Source organism: Acinetobacter sp. Gutcm_16 (assembly GCF_028649355.1).
Taxonomy (GTDB): domain Bacteria; phylum Pseudomonadota; class Gammaproteobacteria; order Pseudomonadales; family Moraxellaceae; genus Acinetobacter; species Acinetobacter johnsonii.
This window is the reverse complement of the sequence record NZ_JAQSUV010000021.1, coordinates 39,570-58,265: the sequence shown is the minus strand read 5'-3', so window position 1 is coordinate 58,265 and position 18,696 is coordinate 39,570. Positions and strand designations below refer to the sequence as shown.

At 43.9% G+C, this 18,696-nt stretch carries 15 protein-coding genes; 4 read left to right on the top strand and 11 right to left on the bottom strand.

All coding sequences use genetic code 11. The annotated features are described in order from the left end of the window. Positions 1-290 precede the first annotated feature (290 nt). Genes rimP through PTT44_RS04655 form a run of 4 tightly spaced genes read left to right on the top strand, consistent with a single transcriptional unit; the run spans position 291 to position 5,452 of the window. On the top strand, positions 291-815 hold the full coding sequence (gene rimP, locus PTT44_RS04670; protein WP_004692708.1) for a ribosome maturation factor RimP: 525 nt from the start codon (positions 291-293) through the stop codon (positions 813-815). Between the two features lie 39 nt (positions 816-854). Continuing rightward, positions 855-2,339, top strand: a complete 1,485-nt coding sequence (nusA, locus tag PTT44_RS04665; protein WP_004692706.1) for a transcription termination factor NusA — start codon at positions 855-857, stop codon at positions 2,337-2,339. A gap of 9 nt (positions 2,340-2,348) precedes the next feature. Further along, entirely contained in the window at positions 2,349-5,048 is a 2,700-nt protein-coding gene (gene infB / locus PTT44_RS04660; protein ID WP_010325772.1) for a translation initiation factor IF-2, read from the top strand. Further along, positions 5,048-5,452, top strand: coding sequence for a ribosome-binding factor A (locus tag PTT44_RS04655; protein ID WP_004978763.1), 405 nt, complete (start codon positions 5,048-5,050; stop codon positions 5,450-5,452). The genes infB and PTT44_RS04655 overlap by 1 nt, the downstream gene beginning before the upstream one ends. Before the next feature lie 400 nt (positions 5,453-5,852). On the opposite strand, the gene PTT44_RS04650 is transcribed toward PTT44_RS04655, so the two are convergent. The 11 genes from PTT44_RS04650 to PTT44_RS04600 form a co-directional block, all read right to left on the bottom strand. Next, positions 5,853-6,251: a Na+/H+ antiporter subunit G gene (locus PTT44_RS04650; protein ID WP_004692702.1), complete on the bottom strand. Its 399-nt coding sequence runs from the start codon at positions 6,249-6,251 to the stop codon at positions 5,853-5,855. 11 nt (positions 6,252-6,262) lie between these two features. Further along, positions 6,263-6,538: a monovalent cation/H+ antiporter subunit F gene (locus PTT44_RS04645; RefSeq protein WP_004692700.1), complete on the bottom strand. Its 276-nt coding sequence runs from the start codon at positions 6,536-6,538 to the stop codon at positions 6,263-6,265. After that, positions 6,535-7,056, bottom strand: coding sequence for a Na+/H+ antiporter subunit E (locus tag PTT44_RS04640; protein WP_004692699.1), 522 nt, complete (start codon positions 7,054-7,056; stop codon positions 6,535-6,537). Before PTT44_RS04640 ends, PTT44_RS04645 begins: the two co-directional genes overlap by 4 nt. A 2-nt stretch (positions 7,057-7,058) precedes the next feature. Beyond that, a complete protein-coding gene (locus PTT44_RS04635) occupies positions 7,059-8,867 on the bottom strand; it encodes a monovalent cation/H+ antiporter subunit D (RefSeq protein WP_114836918.1) in 1,809 nt (602 codons plus the stop codon). After that, on the bottom strand, positions 8,867-9,232 hold the full coding sequence (locus PTT44_RS04630) for a Na+/H+ antiporter subunit C (RefSeq protein ID WP_004692695.1): 366 nt from the start codon (positions 9,230-9,232) through the stop codon (positions 8,867-8,869). Before PTT44_RS04630 ends, PTT44_RS04635 begins: the two co-directional genes overlap by 1 nt. Position 9,233: 1 nt before the next feature. Continuing rightward, positions 9,234-12,074: a monovalent cation/H+ antiporter subunit A gene (locus tag PTT44_RS04625; protein WP_168159356.1), complete on the bottom strand. Its 2,841-nt coding sequence runs from the start codon at positions 12,072-12,074 to the stop codon at positions 9,234-9,236. A 361-nt stretch (positions 12,075-12,435) separates the two neighbouring features. Continuing rightward, positions 12,436-13,800 (bottom strand): ATP-binding protein, encoded by a 1,365-nt coding sequence (locus tag PTT44_RS04620; RefSeq protein ID WP_168159355.1) that lies wholly within the window; start codon positions 13,798-13,800, stop codon positions 12,436-12,438. A gap of 38 nt (positions 13,801-13,838) precedes the next feature. Beyond that, complete coding sequence (locus tag PTT44_RS04615; protein WP_168159354.1) at positions 13,839-15,341, bottom strand: 3'-5' exonuclease; 1,503 nt, start codon at positions 15,339-15,341, stop codon at positions 13,839-13,841. A gap of 11 nt (positions 15,342-15,352) precedes the next feature. Then, complete coding sequence (gene hisIE, locus PTT44_RS04610) at positions 15,353-16,135, bottom strand: bifunctional phosphoribosyl-AMP cyclohydrolase/phosphoribosyl-ATP diphosphatase HisIE (RefSeq protein ID WP_168159353.1); 783 nt, start codon at positions 16,133-16,135, stop codon at positions 15,353-15,355. Positions 16,136-16,324: 189 nt separating this feature from the next. Continuing rightward, positions 16,325-17,611 carry an FAD-dependent oxidoreductase gene (locus PTT44_RS04605; protein ID WP_168159352.1) on the bottom strand — a complete coding sequence of 429 codons (1,287 nt, stop codon included), beginning with the start codon at positions 17,609-17,611 and terminating at the stop codon, positions 16,325-16,327. A gap of 12 nt (positions 17,612-17,623) precedes the next feature. After that, complete coding sequence (locus PTT44_RS04600; protein WP_168159351.1) at positions 17,624-18,682, bottom strand: DUF7738 domain-containing protein; 1,059 nt, start codon at positions 18,680-18,682, stop codon at positions 17,624-17,626. Positions 18,683-18,696: the final 14 nt, after the last annotated feature.

Below are 18,696 nucleotides of genomic sequence, written 5' to 3'. Positions count from 1 at the left end.
TCTGGTAGCTCGTCGGGCTCATAACCCGAAGGTCGTTGGTTCAAATCCAGCTCCCGCTACCAAGTTTCTAAAAAGAGGCTCACAACAAGGTGGGCCTTTTTGCACAGTGGATATTAATTTTCTGTGCAATAATTGGGGCGATTACGCCCTTTTTTATTGGCTATCGTGTAGTGTCGATGTGAGCCGGATACGGTGAAAGTCAAAGTGTCATGTTCCACTACTACTATAGTTTGTATTGGCTTGTAGTGGTCTGTTTCGGCCATTGAATCGCACAAAAATGACGAGAGTAAATGAAGCTATCAAATAAAACTCAAGCACTCCAAGACTTAATTGCTCCTGCAGTGCAAGCCTGTGGTGTTGATCTTTGGGGGATTGAATTCCTTCCTCAAGGAAAACGTTCTTTATTGCGCATTTATATCGACAAAGCTGTCGATGAAAATGCAGAACCCATCATCAATGAAGATGGTGAAGAAGAGCAGGGCCGTGGCATCGGCGTACAAGACTGTGTACGCGTGACCCAGCAAGTCGGCGCAATGATGGATGTCCATGATCCAATTTCAGGTGAATATGCACTTGAAGTGTCATCTCCGGGTTGGGATCGTCCATTTTTCCAACTTGAACAATTACCTGCATATATTGGTCAACAGATCGCTTTCCGTTTGATCAGTGCGGTCGATAACCGTCGTAAATTCCAAGCTAAATTGGTTGCTGTAGATCTTGAAGCTGAAATGATTCAAGTCGAAGTGGAAAAGCAACAGGTGCTTGAAATCGATAGTAATAATATTGATAAAGCCAATTTGGTCTATCAAGATTAATTCATTTAATAAATAAGAATCTGAACGAATAGGTGGCTTATGGCACGTGAAATTCTTACCGTAGTTGAAACGGTTAGTAATGAAAAAGGTGTACCTCGTGAAGCGATTTTCGAAGCCTTAGAACAAGCGCTTGTTGCTGCGACTAAAAAGAAATTTTACGAAGGAACAAACTCTGAAGAAGCTCAGCTTCGTGTAGAGATTGATCGTAAAACGGGCGAATACAGCACTTTCCGTCAATGGGAAGTGGTTGCGGATGAAGATCATGAGATGCCAGCATGTCAAGATGCGATTTCAGATGTTGATCCTGCACAATGGTCGATTGGTGATATTCGTGAGCTTGAAGTGCCTTCAATTGACTTCGGTCGTATTGCGGCGCAAATTGCAAAACAAGTGATTGTCCAAAAGATTCGCGAAGCGGAACGTGCGTTGATTGCAGATGCCTACGAGTCTAAAGTGGGTGAGTTGATCTACGGTGAAGTGAAAAAGCAAACGAAAGATGGCTTTATCATTGACCTTGGCGATAACGCAGAAGCGTATCTTGCACGTGAAGAAATGATTGCAAAAGAAATTTTGCGTCCGAAACAACGTGTAAATGCGATTTTGTTTAACGTAAATCGTGAAGGTCGTGGTGCACAACTACAATTGTCACGTGCCAAGCCTGAAATGCTCATCGCTTTGATGAAGAAAGAAATTCCTGAAATTTCTGAAGAAATCATTGAGATTAAAGCGGCAGCGCGTCAACCTGGCGTTCGTGCTAAAATTGCTGTGAAAACCAATGATCATCGTATTGATCCAGTGGGTGCATGTATTGGTATGCGTGGTACACGTATCCAAGCAGTTCAGCAAGAGTTGAACGGTGAGCGTATTGATGTTGTTGTATGGTCTGATGATCCTGCACAGTACATTGCAAGTGCTTTAGAGCCAGCAGATGTATCGGGTATTGTGATTGATGAAGAAGAACGTACAGCGGACATTATTTTCGCAACTAGCGATCAATTGGCGCGTGCGATTGGTTCACAAGGTCAAAACGTACGTTTAGCCTCTGAACTTACAGGCTACAAACTCAACATGATGCTTGAAGATGAGTATCATGCTCGTCAGCAAAATGAAGCACAACAATACTTAGACCTATTTGTATCGCGTCTAGATATTGAAGAAGATTTGGCAATGGCATTGGTTGAAATGGGCTTTACTTCTTTAGAAGAGATTGCTTATGTTCCAGCTGAAACATTTGACGAAATCGAGCTAGATGCTGAAGTTGTTGAATTACTTCAAAGTCGTGCCAAAGAAGTTGCATTGGCTGATGCATTACAGCAGCAAGAAAACATCCAAGATCCAAGCGCGGAACTCGTTGCAATGGAAGGGATGACGCAAGAGATTGCTTATGCACTTGCAGCACGTGGTGTCATCACAATTGATGACTTGGCTGACCAAGCGACTGACGATATTGCTGATATTGAAGGTCTGGGTACAGAGAAAGCGGGTCAACTTATTATGAAAGCGCGCGAATCATGGTTTAACTAGGAGATCTACATGACGGATAAGACGATACAAGAGTTAGCTCTCAGTGTGAACCGCCCTGTTGAGAAGCTCCTAGAGCAGGTTCGTGATGCTGGTTTACCACAGCGTAAATCGGACGATATAATCTCTACTGAACAACAAGATGCCCTCGTGCACCATTTGAAGAAAATTCATGGTCAAGACGATGGTCAGGCAGGAAAAATCACGTTGAAACGTAAAACGACCAGTACCGCTAAAGTAGCGAGTACCTCAGGTAAGGCAAAAACGATTAATGTAGAAGTTCGCAAGAAACATACATTTACCAAGCCAGATCCAGAACAAATTAAAGCGGAAGCTTTGGCAAAAGCGCAAGCTGAGCAACAGGCTCGTGCGAACGTTCAAGCTATGGTTGAACCAAAAGCTGAAACTCCAGTAGTAAATAAAGCGGCTGCAAACTTTGAAGCGATGCGTGCTGCTGCAAAGCAAGAAACGACGAAGCAAGAAGTAGCAAAAGCTGCGGTAGTTGTGAAGCGTAAATCAAACAATAAGCCTGTGGTTAAAGCACAAGTTAAAGTTGTTGAAACACCTGAACAGAAAAAAGCACGTGAAGCTCAAGCCGCTCAATTAAAAGCGACTGAAGAAGCAGCACGTCGTAAGGCAGCTGAAGAAGCGCAGCAACGTACACTTGAACAAATGCGTCAAATGGCATCTAAGTATTCAAACGAAGATGCAACTGCGACCATTCGTGTAGTGGATGATTCTCCACTTGCTGCGGGCCTGGTTGGTCAAGCATATGAAGACTCATTTGCGAAAGAAGACCGCGAAATCAAACGTGGTACCAATACGCCAGCTACACGCGCACCGAAGAAAGGTGGTCGTCGTGGTGAAGAGCAATCTTTCCGTGATAACTCGCATAAACGTGGTTTAAAAACAAGCTCTGCAAACAAGCATGGTTTTGAAAAACCGGTTAAAAAGCAAGTTTATGATGTTGAAATTGGTTCAACCATTGTGGTTGCTGACTTGGCTGCAAAAATGGCAGTTAAGGTACGTGAAGTAATTAAGTCACTCATGAAAATGGGTGAGCTTGTCACTCAGAACCAAGCGATTGATCAAGAAATTGCGGCATTAATCGTAGAAGAAATGGGCCATAACCCAGTTCTTGTATCAGATACGCAAGCTGAAGATAACTTACTGGAAGCAGCAGAAGAAGCACGTGGCGCTCAAACGACTCGTCCTCCTGTTGTGACCATCATGGGGCACGTTGACCATGGTAAGACATCGTTACTTGACCGCATTCGTCGTTCAAAAGTGGCAGCTGGTGAAGCGGGTGGTATCACTCAGCACATCGGTGCGTATCATGTTACGACGGATAAAGGCATTATCACATTCTTAGATACTCCGGGACACGCAGCATTTACTGCAATGCGTTCACGTGGTGCGAAATCGACAGACATCGTGGTATTGGTTGTTGCAGCAGATGATGGTGTAATGCCACAAACAGCTGAAGCGATTGATCACGCACGTGCTGCAGGTACGCCAATTATTGTTGCAATCAACAAGATGGATAAAGAATCTGCTGATCCAGATCGCGTATTGAATGAATTGACTGTGAAAGAAATCGTGCCTGAACAATGGGGTGGTGACGTTCCTGTTGCAATGGTTTCAGCACATACAGGTCAAGGTATTGATGAGCTTCTAGATATTATTTCAATCCAAGCTGAATTACTTGAGTTGAAAGCATCTGAAGAAGGTGCTGCTCAAGGTGTCGTGATTGAAGCACGTGTAGACAACAGCCGTGGTGCGGTAACGTCTATCCTTGTTCAAAACGGTACATTGAAAGTAGGTGACCTGGTTCTTGCGGGTGCATCTTACGGTCGCGTACGTGCCATGACAGATGAAAACGGTAAACGTATTCAATCTGCAGGTCCTTCAATTCCGGTTGAAATTTTAGGTCTACCTGAAGCGCCAATGGCGGGTGATGAAGTTCTTGTTGTGAATGACGAGAAGAAAGCACGTGAAGTTGCCGATGCACGTATGGATCGTGAACGTCAAAAACGTCTTGAGCGTCAAAGCGCAATGCGTCTTGAAAATATCATGGCGTCTATGGGCAAGAAAGATGTGCCTATCGTCAATGTGGTATTGAAAACTGATGTACGTGGTACATTGGAAGCATTACACGTTGCTCTTGCTGACCTTGCAACAGACGAAGTTAAAGTCCGTGTTATTGGCTCAGGTGTTGGTGCGATCACTGAATCTGACGTAACACTAGCTGAATCTTCTGAAGCGGTACTTCTTGGCTTTAACGTACGTGCGGATAACGCAGCGCGTCAAAAAGCGGATGCTGATGGCATCGACATTCGTTACTACTCAATCATTTATCAATTGATTGATGATGTGAAAGCAGCGATGAGTGGTAAGCTTGCGCCTGAACACCGTGAAACAATTCTGGGTGTGGCTGAAGTACGTGAAGTGTTCCACTCAAGTAAGTTTGGTGCAGCAGCAGGCTGTATGGTACTTGAGGGTATGTTACACCGTAATAAACCAATTCGTGTCCTTCGTGATGATGTGGTGGTGTTCCAAGGTGAGCTTGAGTCACTTCGTCGCTATAAAGAAGTGGTTGAAGAAGTTCGCGCAGGTATGGAATGTGGTCTTGCGGTGAAAGGTTATAAAGACATCAAAGAAAAAGACAAGATCGAAGTCTATGATGTTCAACTGATCAAACGGAGTCTTTAATGGCGGGTAGTCAACGTCTTAAGCGCATGGCGGATACAGTACAACGTGAGTTGTCTGAACTGATTCGTCAAGAGTTGAAAGATCCACGCTTAGGTGGTCTCGTGACCATCTCTGCGGTGAAGGTCAGTCCGGACTTAGGTTATGCTGAAGTATATGTGACTGTGATGGGCCGTGAGCTTGGCGATGAGCAAAGTGAAGCAGCCAATAAAGAAACCCTAGATGTGCTGAACAAAGCATCTGGTTTCTTGCGTCACGAACTCGGCCGTCGTATTAAGACACGTATTACACCGCGTTTGCGTTTCCATTACGATAAAACCAATGCATATGGTAACTATATGTTTGGCCTGATTGCTGAAGCAGTAAAGGATTTACCCGCTGACGAAGCAAACAAAGATGATGAATAATTCAGTCTAACTGAATCAAAAAGCCACCTTCGGGTGGCTTTTTTTTATGCGGAGTAATGGCTGAAGCTAGATTAAGACTTGAAAGATATTGCATAGGATTATGATAGGGGAGTAGAGGGTTGAGCTTTTAGGGATTATTTTGATCATTAAGTTGCTGTGGACTGGATTGATATGGGCAATGATTTACTAGCGGGACACTTTGCTCATTTTAATTATTGAGTGGATTGAGTATCAATTAGCTTGATCAGTCCACCTGTGTTGGTCAATGTAATGGATGCGACACCATCTAATACGTTAGAACATTATCGTTATTACAATGTTCAAATTAGCGCAACACCACCATGTCAGTGCTGAAGCGCTAGAAATGTATTTATTTTTATATCTTTAAGGACACAAGCATTTAAAGACGATGTTCAGTGTCTTCATGCTTATTGCTAAAAGCTCTGCGACGAGTACGTTGCCAAGGAAGTGGACGGTTGAGTGCTTCTGGAACGTCACCGCTCAGCGAGCGTAAGCGCAAATGTAGCGCCGCTTGCGCCATCAAATTTGCCGATACAGGTGCAGTTAAGAAGGCAAACAGCGTTAATAACAGCTCAGCAAAACCAAAGCGTCCTTGAAATGCAGAATAGATCATTGCCGCGATCAAGAAGCTCCCTAAGCCTAAGGTACTGGACTTGGTTGGGGCATGCAGGCGCATGAATAAATCGGGCAGGCGCACCATTCCAATTCCTCCGACCAGCATGAAGAAAGTGCCGATCATGAGAAAAATGGAGACTAAAATTTCCATCGTAAGTTGCATCGATCTTGCTCCTAGTCAATCACATGACCTGAGGTGAAGTAGCGTGCTAAAGCGGCTGTAGAGACAAAGCCGAGCATCGCAACCAAAAGAGCACCTTCAAATAATGAAGTGCTGGCCCAGTAAATGCCTAAAATAATAATGAGGCAGATTGCATTTAAAAAGAGTGTATCGAGTGCTAAGAGTCGGTCTACAATCGATGGGCCGATGATTAAGCGAATTAAGCACAGCAACATTGAAATGGTGACGGCGATTAAACAAATCCCGAGGGCATAAGGCAAAATAGTCATGCTTTGTCTCCTGCTTCGACACCAAAAATTTGCATCAACGGTTTTTCATAACGCGCTTTGATATTTTCAATCTCGGCATTTTCATCATCGGTGCTGAGGGCGTGAACTAAAATGTCCCCGCGATCTTGATCGATGCCTGCTGAAACAGTGCCTGGTGTAGTGGTAATAATCATCGCCAGTAAGGTGTTTACTTCCTCATGTTGTGTTTCCAGCGGAACGCGAAACCATTTGGGTTGTAGACGATCAATTGGGCCGAGGACCAATTTAGCCACTTGAATATTCGACATCACAATGTCGTATAACACCACAAAAAATAGTTTCACCGCCGCTTTCCATTCAATATTTGGAGTATACGTAATGAATGGTCTGATCAGACGCGGAATAAAAATAGCCAGTAAAAATGCCATCACTAAGCTGGCTGCATCGACACTATGTGCCAACATCACCCAGCTCAGCGCAACAATCACCGAGACAAAAGGGTGGGGTAACCAACGCTCCAAAAACGACGTTTTTTTCATGTTTAAGGCTCCACCATGGGTTGTAGGCTTTCAGCATCGGGATTCACTTCAGCCTGTTGTTGCTGTTGCATTTGGCGTTTTTTGTATTCGGAAATATGTTCGCCTTCCAGTGTTTCCTCTGAAATTAAATATGGAATCAAATGTGCATTCGGATCTACGCGTTCGCCACCATATTTGGTCTCGGGTAAATTTTCACTGTCGAAAGGTTGTACGCTAATGGTTTGCCCATGCTCATCAGTTTTGAGTAAAGTCTGTTCATAGAGCACATTATTTTGGATTTGCTCAGCCGTTTGGTAAGTGTACTTTTGAATTGGACCTGCAAACACCATATAAGCGATTAAACCGACCAACAAGAGATAGATGGTTTTGTCATTGCGCTTCGGTGCTTGTTCAGGCAAAGCTTGGTACGCGGCATAAGCAGCTTCATCAGGGTTGTCTTCTGGTTTAGTTGCGCGCCAAAAAATCACGAAACCCACACGTGTAAACGCAATAATACTTAATAAACTCACCACTAAAACGGTCACAATAATCAGCAATTGATACGGTGAGTGTGCGGTGGCTTGAAGAATAAACACTTTGCCTAAGAAGCCACTAAAGGGTGGTAAACCTGCCATCATCAAGGCAATGGTGAAATAGGTTAACGCCACCACCTTATGCTGTTTCATTTGCGGTGCAATTTTAAAGTGGTCTTTAAACTCACCACGTTGAGAGGTAATCCAACCACTTAAAATATAGAAAGCTGCCGCAATAATGGTACTGTGCACCAAATAATACAGTGCCGCTGCCCATGCCAAGGTATTGAACAGGGAAATGGCGATTAAAATCGTGCCGACAGAAGACAAAATCATAAAGCCAATGAAACGACGTAAGCGTTCCGCACCCATCGCGCCAATCACACCATAGACTGAGGTAATTAAACCAATCGGCAATAGAATGTATTGCAGAATCTCACGGCTAATCGCATCGTCAAATACGGTACCATTAACACGTAAAATGGCATAAATACCGACTTTGGTCATGATGGTGAACAGAGCCGCTACAGGAGTGGTCGCGACCGCATAGGTTTTCGGTAGCCAAAAACCGACAGGTAGCATGGCTGCTTTAATGCCAAAGACTGTAAACAACAACAGTCCACCAGCAACAGCAATACGATGTTGATCGCCTTCTAACAATGGCATCAAACGTGCAACATCCGCCATATTGAGGCTGCCGACGCTGCCGTAAATCATGCCCAGACCAATCAGAAACAGAGCTGATGCCAACAGGTTAATGGTGACATAGTGAATGCCGAGTTGAAAACGTGCTTTGCCTTGGCCATGCAGTAACAAAACATAAGAGGCCATCAACAAAATTTCAAAGAATACGAACAGGTTAAATAAGTCGCCTGTCAGGAAGGCACCGGTTAAACCCATCAGTAGGAAATGGCACATGGCATGGAAATAACGGCCACGTTCATCCCATTCTTTACTGGCGAACCACATCACTGGAACTGCCAAACCGTAGGTTAAAACCAGCATCAGGGCAGACAGTTGGTCGAGGACCAAAACAATACCAAATGGTGCAGCCCATTCACTCAGGTTATAAACACTGATTTGCCCAGAGCTGGCAAAGATCAGATAGTTGACCGCTGTAAATAAACCCAACAGGCCTGAGGTATAACTGATGCCTCGACGCCAAGGTTGTCGCCAGTCTTGTGCTAAAGAACCTGATCCCGGATTACCCAATAACACCAAAATAAAGGCGGTAATGGCAGGAATTAAAATACTAAAAATTGGGGTGTGTTCGGTCCAAAATTGGATGAAGTCATTCATTATGGCTCATCCTCACGTGGGTCAATTTGTGGTATTTCTTCTTTAGAGTCAACGTGGTCGGTTCCTGTTTCATAACGACTGCGTAAAGCCAGTTGTACAATAAACGCCGTGGTGGCAAAGCCAATCACAATCGCGGTTAACACCAAGGCTTGTGGCAAAGGGTCAGTGGCTTTGCTGGCTTCAGTGAGTACTGCGGGTGCATTAAGTTGAAGTCGCCCCATGGCAAATAAAAATAAATTGACGGCATAACCAATCATGGCCAAGCCAAGTACCACAGGGAAGGTACGGGCACGCAAAATCAGATAGATGCCTGTGGCAGTCAACAGACCAATAGCGGAGGCAAGTAACAGTTCTAAACTAATCATATTAATCCCCCTTTGGTACTGGACCAGACATACTAGAGTGACGCGAGTCCCCAAGTACTGAAATAAGTAGCATGGTTGCACCTACGACCGTGATATAAACCCCGACATCGAACAGTGCAGCTGTTGCTAGGTGCATTTCGCCTAAGATCGGTGGCGACACATAAAAGTGTGCACTGGTGAGGAAGGGACGTCCCCAGAACCATGCGCCTAAGCCTGTTAATCCTGCAATGACTAGACCTGTTCCAATCCAGATTTCATACAAACGACCAGACTTGGCTTTGAGCAGTTGTTCTGCATGATCTTGACCGAGTGCCATGTACTGAATAATTAAGGCCAAAGCGGTAATTAGACCCGCGATAAACCCGCCCCCAGGCAGATTGTGTCCACGCAGGAAGATATACAGACTGACCACCAAGGCAATCGGTAAAATCCAAGATGCAGTAATACGAAGCATCAATGGCGATGGATTAAAACGGTAACTGAGACCTTGGGTCATAGTCGTGCCGTGGGTACGCATACCATCCATTAGGCACAGCGCGCCAATGCCTGCAATGCCGAGGACTGTAATTTCACCGAAGGTATCGAAACCACGGAAATCGACCAAAATCACGTTGACCACGTTGGTACCGCCGCCTAATGGAATCGACTGCTGCATGAAGAACCATGAAATGGAGTTGTGATCACGGGTCAAGATGAGCCATGTGATCCATGCAATGCCGAGCCCGCCGCCAATCGCAATCAGGGCATCTCGCCAACGGCGTGAGACACTCGACTCATAGGGAGTGAGTTGTGGTAAAAGTGATAAACTCATCAATAACAGTACGGTGGTGACCACATCGACGGTGATTTGTGTCAAAGCCAAATCAGGTGCAGAGAAGCAGATAAAGACCATAGTCACGACTAAACCAATCGCGCCACTGATCAATACTGCTTTAATCCGTTCGTGGTGGAACCACAACATCATCCAGCACGAAGAGAATAACAGTAGCCATAGTACGACCGCTAAAGCAGGGGCATGGGTGAGTTCACGGGTACCTGTGGTTAGCCCTTGTCCTAAAAATGGAAGTGAGACTATGGCAATACTGAAGATCACAATCCAAAGAATATAGCTTTGTAATTTACCGTTTTCAGTCAATCGTTTAAATTTGCGCGAGTTGAGCAGGAGTGACTTCAAGAATAAGTCAAAGGCAACTCGACCTTGTAGACGACCTAAATATGGATCGAGATCAATTTCTCGAATTTTGCCACCCTTCGCTAGACTGAAATAGAAAATCAGACCGCCAATCGACGCAATCACGCTCATCAATAAAGGCATGTTAAAACCATGCCATAGGGCAAGATGTGCACCTTCAAAGTCCATCACTTGGGTGCTGGCGCGTGCTGTACTGTTGACGATGTTTTCAACCAAAAGGGCAGGGAATAAGCCGACTAAAATACACAGAATCGCCAGTAAAGTAGCGGGTGCACGCATGCCAAACGGTGGCTCATGTGCATCTTTGTTCGGAACTTGTTTGCCCACTGGGCCATCGAAGAAAACCCCATGCACCAAACGCACGGAGTAAGCCACTGCAAAAATCCCCGCCAGTGTCGCGACAATCGCGGAGCAGATGAGCACAGGACCAGACAGATTGCTAAGCAGCTCAGTAAAGAACATTTCTTTAGATAAGAAACCATTGGTCAAGGGCACGCCAGCCATCGATGCTGCAGTGACCATCGTCAAAGTGGCTGTATAAGGCAACAGTTGCCATAACCCACTAAGCTTGCGTAAATCACGTGTGCCTGACTCATGATCGATAATACCTGCGATCATGAACAGCGCTGCTTTAAAGGTGGCATGGTTAATAATATGGAAAATAGCCGCAGCCACAGCCAATGGTGATCCGATTCCCAATAGACACATGATCAAGCCGAGATGGCTGATGGTTGAATAGGCCAATAAACCTTTCAGGTCTTCTTTAAAGATGGCAAAAAATGCAGCCATACAGAGGGTAAATAGGCCAATAAAGGTGACCAAATTATGGAACAGTGCCGCACCTGCAAAAATTGGTAACAGTCGTGCCACCAAGAAAATACCCGCTTTTACCATGGTTGCTGAGTGTAAATAAGCAGACACGGGGGTCGGGGCTGCCATCGCGTTGGGTAACCAAAAATGGAATGGAAATTGCGCACTTTTGGTAAAAGCACCGAGTAAAATCAGCAGCAACGTAGGAACAAATAAAGCATGACTTTGAATCTGCGCTGTCATCGTCAAGATTTGATCAATCTCGTAGGTACCTGTGATTTGGCCGAGCAAGATGAAACCACCTAGCATGGCTAATCCGCCCATACCCGTAATGGTCAATGCCATGCGTGAGCCACGTTGTGCCGCGTCGTAATTGCTCCAATAACCGACCAATAGGAAAGAGGAGATACTGGTCAACTCCCAAAAAACGAGGAGTAAAATTAAATTATTGGAGAGTGAAATTCCGAGCATGGCTGCCATGAACAACATGAGCAGTAGATAGAGTTTGTTGAGAGAATTTTTTGGGCCTAAATAAAAATAGGCATAAATATAAATGAGCGTCCCGATGCCACTAATGAGTAAGGCAAAGAGAAGGCCTAATGCGTCTAGACGGAAGCTGAAGTCAATTCCAAGCTGCGGCAACCATGACCACGACTGCATAATGACAGCGCCATTAAACACCTCTCGTGCTTGGGTCAGTAATAAGCCTAAACTTGTCATACTGACCCCAACAGCTGCGAAGGCGGTTAGCCTGCGTGAGCTCTGCTTCAGTAATGAGACAAGGGTTGTGCCAAGTATTAACGGTAACAATATAATAATCGGTAGCACACTCGTTTCCATTGTCGTGAATAGGTCAAAACCTATTGGTGAATCTCATCTTTCAAGGATTACAGGACTGCAAAGAGCAGCCCAAGAGTCTCAATCTTGAAAGCCAATGTGAAATTTAAAAATAATGAAGTTGTGTTGCGCAACTCATGAAGCGTTATAGCAAAATCCGATTTCAGTTAGAAATTTGCAAGTAAAACCGATCATATAACATGACTAAAACAACATCAATCTTTTTTGCGCTGACGCAAAACATTATACGCGTGATGGTTGTTTCTTGGTGGATGGCAGGTACTTTCTCAGTGCAAGAAATGTAAAAAAGCGACCATTGGTCGCCTGTTTTTGAGGGTTGAAAGAGTGATGCTGATGAAGCAGGCTAAGTTAATGGATTTGCCGATGAAGCATCATCTTCAGCACTGAGTAAAGTAATCAAATGCTGTTGCTGTTCGGAAGAGAGTTGCTGTTGAATCTGTGTGAATAATTCAGCCACACTTAAATCTTGGGGTTCAGCCGCAATCGGTTCGGTGCTTCCACTCATCGCTTCATAATTGGCAAGGTTTTGGTAAATCACATCGAACTGATGTTGCAGTGGTTCGAGTTGGATAGGACTTAATTGCTTATTTTCCAGTTTGAGGCATTGAAACTCGCTGGCTTGTTCCAGCAACTCACTTCGGTTGCCTGAGGCGATAATTTGTAGTCGAGGAAAAGCCTGATTTAAACGTTTTAAAATGACTTGCGCCATATTTTGATCCAAGTGATGATCAATTGCATCAATCAACAGTACGCCGTCACCTTCTAAACAAGGGAACAGGCTTTCAGGGTTGAGTAGGCATAAACGCCGCACAATATCGCCAACGAGCGCCACCCAGTTGCGAATACTATTGGACAGCTGTTGATAGAGCATGCTGTTGCCATGGTAGCGCACCATCAGTTGTAACTTGGGATGATATTGCAGATAAAGATCTTCTATTTCGGGCAGAACGGTTGCTAACGCTTGCTTAAGCGCTTGTAGGCTGGGCGACTGGATGTGTGCTTGAGCCTGAGCCAGTTTATAGCTTAAGGGAATATCGGGTGGCATGCTTTTGGGCTGATGCAATATCGTTTGTAAAAACTGTGCAGTTTGCGCATTTTCAATATCGCTGATTTCACGAAACCACTCAAAGAAGCGCGCAAAGGTGGTATAGGGAATAGCTGAAATTTCATAGGCATGTGCATGTTGGAAAATCAGGGGATTGTTCTTGCTGAGAATATTCATCTCATTGACAAAACGTTCCGCAGGATAATACGCAATCAACGGTAAACCTTGCAGCGGATCTTGTAGCGTTGCCTGCTGATATAAGTTCACCAGTTGTTCGAGTTCTAATGTTTCAACTCGACTGATGCCAATGCCTTGTTGGTTTAAGGTTTTGTAGAGTTGCCATGCATAGGGTTCGGTCGCAGTATCGGTTGCCGTAGGTTTGAGAGCATACAGCTCAGCGGGCACAGCAACTTGAATATCAATTTTGGACTGAAGGCGGTTCAGCATAATGTCGTGATCTAACATCACCACACCTGCAGAGCGTAAATCTTTATAACGGGCCGCAAACCAAGTTAGAGCCTGATAGCTAAAACGTAAGATCGAGGTCTTGCCTGAGGCTTGATCTCCTAAAATTAAAGTGACGGGTTTATCGTGATAAGAAAAATCGACTTTAAGGTCAGCAAAATGCAGGATGTGTTTCAGGTGAATCGATTGAATTTTCATAGAACACCCGCAGCGGTTGTGACTATTTTTACATTCGACTATCCAACAACTTTACGTAATGAGCTTGGCATTTGTTTTTTTAGCTGTTGCATCAGGTCGTAAATGTGATGGATATTTAAACTTACTTTAGCACGTGTACAGGCCACGTAAAGCAGTCTTAACTCTTCATCACTAATTTTATGGTCTTTGTCGTTGACCTTAAACTGATAATCATCTTCGATGTGAACGCGATTCCACTCTAAGCCCTTGGCTTTGTGTGCAGTGGAAATAATATAATCCGCTTGTTCAATCGGCGTAATCTTCGCGAGGGCTTTTTTGAGTGGATCGGTGCCATGATCATCTACCAATTTTACTAAAGGTTTGATGTCACTACCGTCATTGGTTTCGCAGTATTCATGTACATCATGCCAAGAATTAAACCAGGCCAGTTCAGGCACATCGGTGACGCGCTTACCTTGTTTAAGCATCGCTGCGGCATCGACAAAGCGGTTCAGTTTGACATGGTCGGCTTGTAAGCTGACTTTGTCGCCATGGACCAATCCTGAGAGCAACAGTTCCATAGCGCGCGCATTGGTGCGACATAAAATCGCATCGCGCATTTTGGTATGAGGTTTGTTGACCACTTTGGAGTTGAGTAGAGGGTTGCCCATGAGCGGTACGGTTTCATTCAAGGCGCCTAAAATGGCATTGGCATGCAATGCAATTTCTTCACCAAAACGGAATGAGGTGGTGAGGCGTGACTCAGGCAAAGGCAGTTGTTGCATAGCATTGACTGCGCCGCGCCATGCATAAATCTGTTGGTGTGCATCTCCGACATAGATCACTTGTGTATTACGCTGCTTCAGTAAGATGCCCAACATCAGCGGATCGGCATCTTGTGCTTCATCAAACAACACATAGTCACTTGGGATATTGGGTTCAGACAACGCCCACAGTTTTAAATAAATATCGTGACCAATCCCAGCTTGATGGTTGGGATCGATGGACTCTAACCAACGACGTTCAATGGCAGGGTAGAGGTGCTTTTGTAGTGAATCGATATCATCGGGATGTAACCAGCTCGGTGCTTGTAAATGTCGCGGTGCTGGGTACTGAGAACTGGTTGAGCAGAAGTGACTCACGGCATTCGCCACAAGGCTGGCCAAGCGTGATGGCATCAATACATATTTTTCATAACGTCCACCCATCATCCGTCTTAAGGTAATCGGTTCTAGGCGATATTCTTTGGCAATAAAACTCGGACTTAAACGAGGCAGACGAAGTTTGTCCGTCACTCCACGTGGAACACTGCGAAAAGCAAGCGAGTGGAAGGTTCGGCAGTCGACATTGCCATGAAACTTCGTTTGCGCTTCGCTGGCAATGGCTTTGTTGAACGCTAAATACATGCCACATCTTTGTGGCATGGCATCGCTAATCATTTGCAGTGTGGTGGTTTTACCTGTGCCTGCATAAGCAATTACTTTAAACGATTTGCCCAGACGCGCGTTATCAATGGCAATGGCTTGCTCATAAGTCGCGCTCGGTTTGATGATATTCGACACAGGCAATAAACTTAGTGGCTGCGGTTGGCTTTTTCAAGCAAACCAGAAAGCCCTTGACGACGTGCCAATTCATTAAGAACCACTTGAGGGTCTAAGTCGAAATAGCCTAAAACCACAATCGTATGGAACCAAAGATCTGCCACTTCATAGATCAAATCATTTTTATGGTCTTCATTGGCTTCAGATTTAAAATCTTTAGCCGCGATAATGGTTTCAACCGCTTCTTCACCGACTTTTTCTAAAATTTTGTTGAGACCTTTGTGGTACAGCTTTGCGACATAAGATGAGTCTGGATCCGCCGCTTTGCGCTCAGCCATCATTTGCCCGAGGTAGGACAAAACTTCAACTTGCTCAGACTGTGCCGTTGAGGCATTCATTACCAATGTATGTGGGTTGGTTGATTTTTTACCATAAATTGCGTTCGGGTCTTTGAGTTGTGCATCCACTATTTCCCAGCCATTTGGCGTGAGTTTACGGTAGAAGCATGATTCGCGACCTGTGTGACAGGCAATTCCGCCGTGCTGTTCAATTTGTAGCACGATTACATCGGCATCGCAGTCGAGACGAATTTCATGCACGGTTTGAAAATGCCTAGATTCTTCGCCTTTGTGCCATAACTTGTTGCGTGAACGAGAGAAATACACGGCTTGGTTTTTCTCAGCCGTCAAAGCCAAAGCTTCACGGTTCATCCATGCAACCATCAAGACACGTCCCGTTTGGTGATGCTGTGCAATGGCAGGGACTAAACCTTGTTCGTTAAATTTTACTTCATCGAGCCATTGCAAATTGTTCATAAGATTTCACCAAGCGAATAAATATTGAGAGTGTTACGATGTTAACGTAGCGCGCTATAGTCTACGTGATTTAAACAGAATAGAGGAGAAACTTTCTACAGTTATCTCACAGCGGCTTAATTGATGTATTTTAGAAACTCAACCATCAGTCACCCATCCAAAGCGGATGACGATGATTGTCATCGCATTCTACACAGAATGATTGTTTTGTTTTGCAATATCCCGATAGTTCATTTGACTGAACATGCCTAATTTTAAACCTGAAATCGTCACCGCCATTTCTTTACGGAAATAGGGGATTCGATACATCCAAGCAAAGCTTAAATCACGTAAACCACCTGCCCACCATAGGTCAGATTGGTAAAGTGGTGTGAGTAAACGACTTAAAAATTGATAGAACGCCGTCGAACTTTGACGGTGTTGATGATACGTTTGCCAGAGTTGGACATAATCAATGTTTTCATTTTTTCTTGCGCTTTGAACCGCTTGCCCCAAAGCCCATGCATCTAAAAGAGCCATATTTGCACCTTGCCCCAGTTGTGGACTCATCGCATGTGCTGCATCACCCATGACACCAATACGACCCTCACCAAACTTAGACAGTACCACATCACGATAATTTGCAGTCAACCATTGCGATTTTTGTTCAGGCTGGGCAATGACTTGTTCTAACCAATCCGCAGCAGGTTTCCAGCGCTTAGACACTTGGTTTAACCAGTCTGAGTGCGCTTGTGAATTGTGTAAAAAATTATTCAGTTGATGGCTGGGAAGACTCCAAAAAATACTCGATAGTCTTTGCTTGGGTTCATGTGGCACTGTACCTGTCGGTAAAATGCCCATCATCATTTTAGAGCGATCATGAAACTGATGTAAAATTTCTGTATCTAATTCAAGACATTCGGGAACAATTGTCCATTTGGCTCCCCAAGGATAAGCTTGATCAACCTTTACCCATTCTTTCGGTCTTAAAAGGCTGCGTGCGCCATTGGCAATGATTACAGCATCAAAAGCTTGATCAAATGATTCACTATCTTTACTACCCAAAACCCGAACTTGATAGGATATTTCTTCTAATTTCTGAATGTCGGTATTCATATACCACGTAATGAGTTCTGGATATTCACGGCATTTATTTTCTAAAACATGACATAATGTTGCTCGATGAATCCCTACACCATAAAAATCAGGATGCGCTTGTTGATAATGACTATTGACCAGTAAATTTCCATTCGGTAATTGACCTTTGAGCCCAGTGACTTTTGCACCCAGTCTTAAAACTTCATCTAAAAGGCCTAAATGCTCAAAAACAGCTAAACCAGAGGGCTGTAGCAACAGTCCTGCGCCGACAGGTTCGAGTTCTGAGGCTTTCTCTAAAATACTGACTTGAATATTTTGCCGAGCCAGTAAAATCGCAGTGGCTAATCCTGCGGTTCCAGCACCGATGATGGCGAAGTGGGGGGAGTGATTAGAAATCATAGATCGAATGATTTAACCATTGTCTAAAATGAATGCATAACGAATATCATCAGATTTTTTTAATTGGTCGATGTTGATTTGAATGAAATCCTCTAAAGAGCTTGAAATCACATTTCGTTCCCAAGATTCATTTTGTAATTCAATAATTTGACCATATTGTCCTTGTTCACTAGGATCAAGATCAATCATTAAATAATCACCATTTCTCCCTTCTGCAAACGGAATCCAGTTGGGATTGGTATAGTCACTTATTTTTGTTCGAACATAATAATTTGGGTAATTCGAGTGATCGAGATTTTCTCCAGTATTGAGTTCAACATTATGTTGCCAATGCTTATAAATATCTTCAAAAGGCAGTAAATCGTAATTCCAGCCCTTCACAAAAAAAGTAAAGACAGCTGTAACCGGATTCCAATACACATTATGAACTTTATAAAAATTAATCAAAATTTCAGACATATGCATTTCATTTTGCATGTGGATTTTCTGAATGTCTTGACGCTGTATACCGTGCTTTAAATTATAGTAATTATTGTGTTGGGGAACGATACTATGAATTGCATTGAGCCAATTTGACCATAGGGTTTGAAAATGGGCATATTCTGGAGCTAAGGCTAAGGGTTCTGGTATTTCAGATTTAATATAGGCTGAGAAACTGATGCCATCAATTTTCTGGTTTTTTAAATCGCCATGAAACCATGCATAAACGTCATGTGCAACTAAGGCTTTGTTGCGGTCGCCTTCATAAATAGGAATACGTAACTCAGGATGTTTAAAAAAATAAGAGATTGCTTCATGTTGGCCGTAATGGAATTGTCCCTTAAAGGCATGTTTTGGAGCGGCATCATTTTCTCGACGTTTAAATGAAACATCAATTGTATCAATAAGATGATCTTGTTTAGCATAGGCTGTGATACCAAGTTCATCCCAAACATAGATTGTATTGGTTTCGCAGTTTAAAACCCGATGCGTTGTATCCAATACAGAAATCAATTTTTCTGTTGGAATGGGGAAGTGAAGGGGGTGTTGGTTTAATAAAAAAGTATTTTCATTTAAATTAATTGTTAGCATAGAAAAAATGTAAT

What these genes read in the sequence shown, in the direction of transcription:
- rimP (WP_004692708.1), top strand. Translation starts at nt 291, where the DNA reads ATGAAGCTATCAAATAAAACTCAAGCACTCCAAGACTTAATTGCTCCT.
- nusA (WP_004692706.1), top strand. Translation starts at nt 855, where the DNA reads ATGGCACGTGAAATTCTTACCGTAGTTGAAACGGTTAGTAATGAAAAA.
- infB (WP_010325772.1), top strand. Translation starts at nt 2,349, where the DNA reads ATGACGGATAAGACGATACAAGAGTTAGCTCTCAGTGTGAACCGCCCT.
- PTT44_RS04655 (WP_004978763.1), top strand. Translation starts at nt 5,048, where the DNA reads ATGGCGGGTAGTCAACGTCTTAAGCGCATGGCGGATACAGTACAACGT.
- PTT44_RS04650 (WP_004692702.1), bottom strand. Translation starts at nt 6,251, where the DNA reads ATGCAACTTACGATGGAAATTTTAGTCTCCATTTTTCTCATGATCGGC.
- PTT44_RS04645 (WP_004692700.1), bottom strand. Translation starts at nt 6,538, where the DNA reads ATGACTATTTTGCCTTATGCCCTCGGGATTTGTTTAATCGCCGTCACC.
- PTT44_RS04640 (WP_004692699.1), bottom strand. Translation starts at nt 7,056, where the DNA reads ATGAAAAAAACGTCGTTTTTGGAGCGTTGGTTACCCCACCCTTTTGTC.
- PTT44_RS04635 (WP_114836918.1), bottom strand. Translation starts at nt 8,867, where the DNA reads ATGAATGACTTCATCCAATTTTGGACCGAACACACCCCAATTTTTAGT.
- PTT44_RS04630 (WP_004692695.1), bottom strand. Translation starts at nt 9,232, where the DNA reads ATGATTAGTTTAGAACTGTTACTTGCCTCCGCTATTGGTCTGTTGACT.
- PTT44_RS04625 (WP_168159356.1), bottom strand. Translation starts at nt 12,074, where the DNA reads ATGGAAACGAGTGTGCTACCGATTATTATATTGTTACCGTTAATACTT.
- PTT44_RS04620 (WP_168159355.1), bottom strand. Translation starts at nt 13,800, where the DNA reads ATGAAAATTCAATCGATTCACCTGAAACACATCCTGCATTTTGCTGAC.
- hisIE (WP_168159353.1), bottom strand. Translation starts at nt 16,135, where the DNA reads ATGAACAATTTGCAATGGCTCGATGAAGTAAAATTTAACGAACAAGGT.
- PTT44_RS04605 (WP_168159352.1), bottom strand. Translation starts at nt 17,611, where the DNA reads ATGATTTCTAATCACTCCCCCCACTTCGCCATCATCGGTGCTGGAACC.
- PTT44_RS04600 (WP_168159351.1), bottom strand. Translation starts at nt 18,682, where the DNA reads ATGCTAACAATTAATTTAAATGAAAATACTTTTTTATTAAACCAACAC.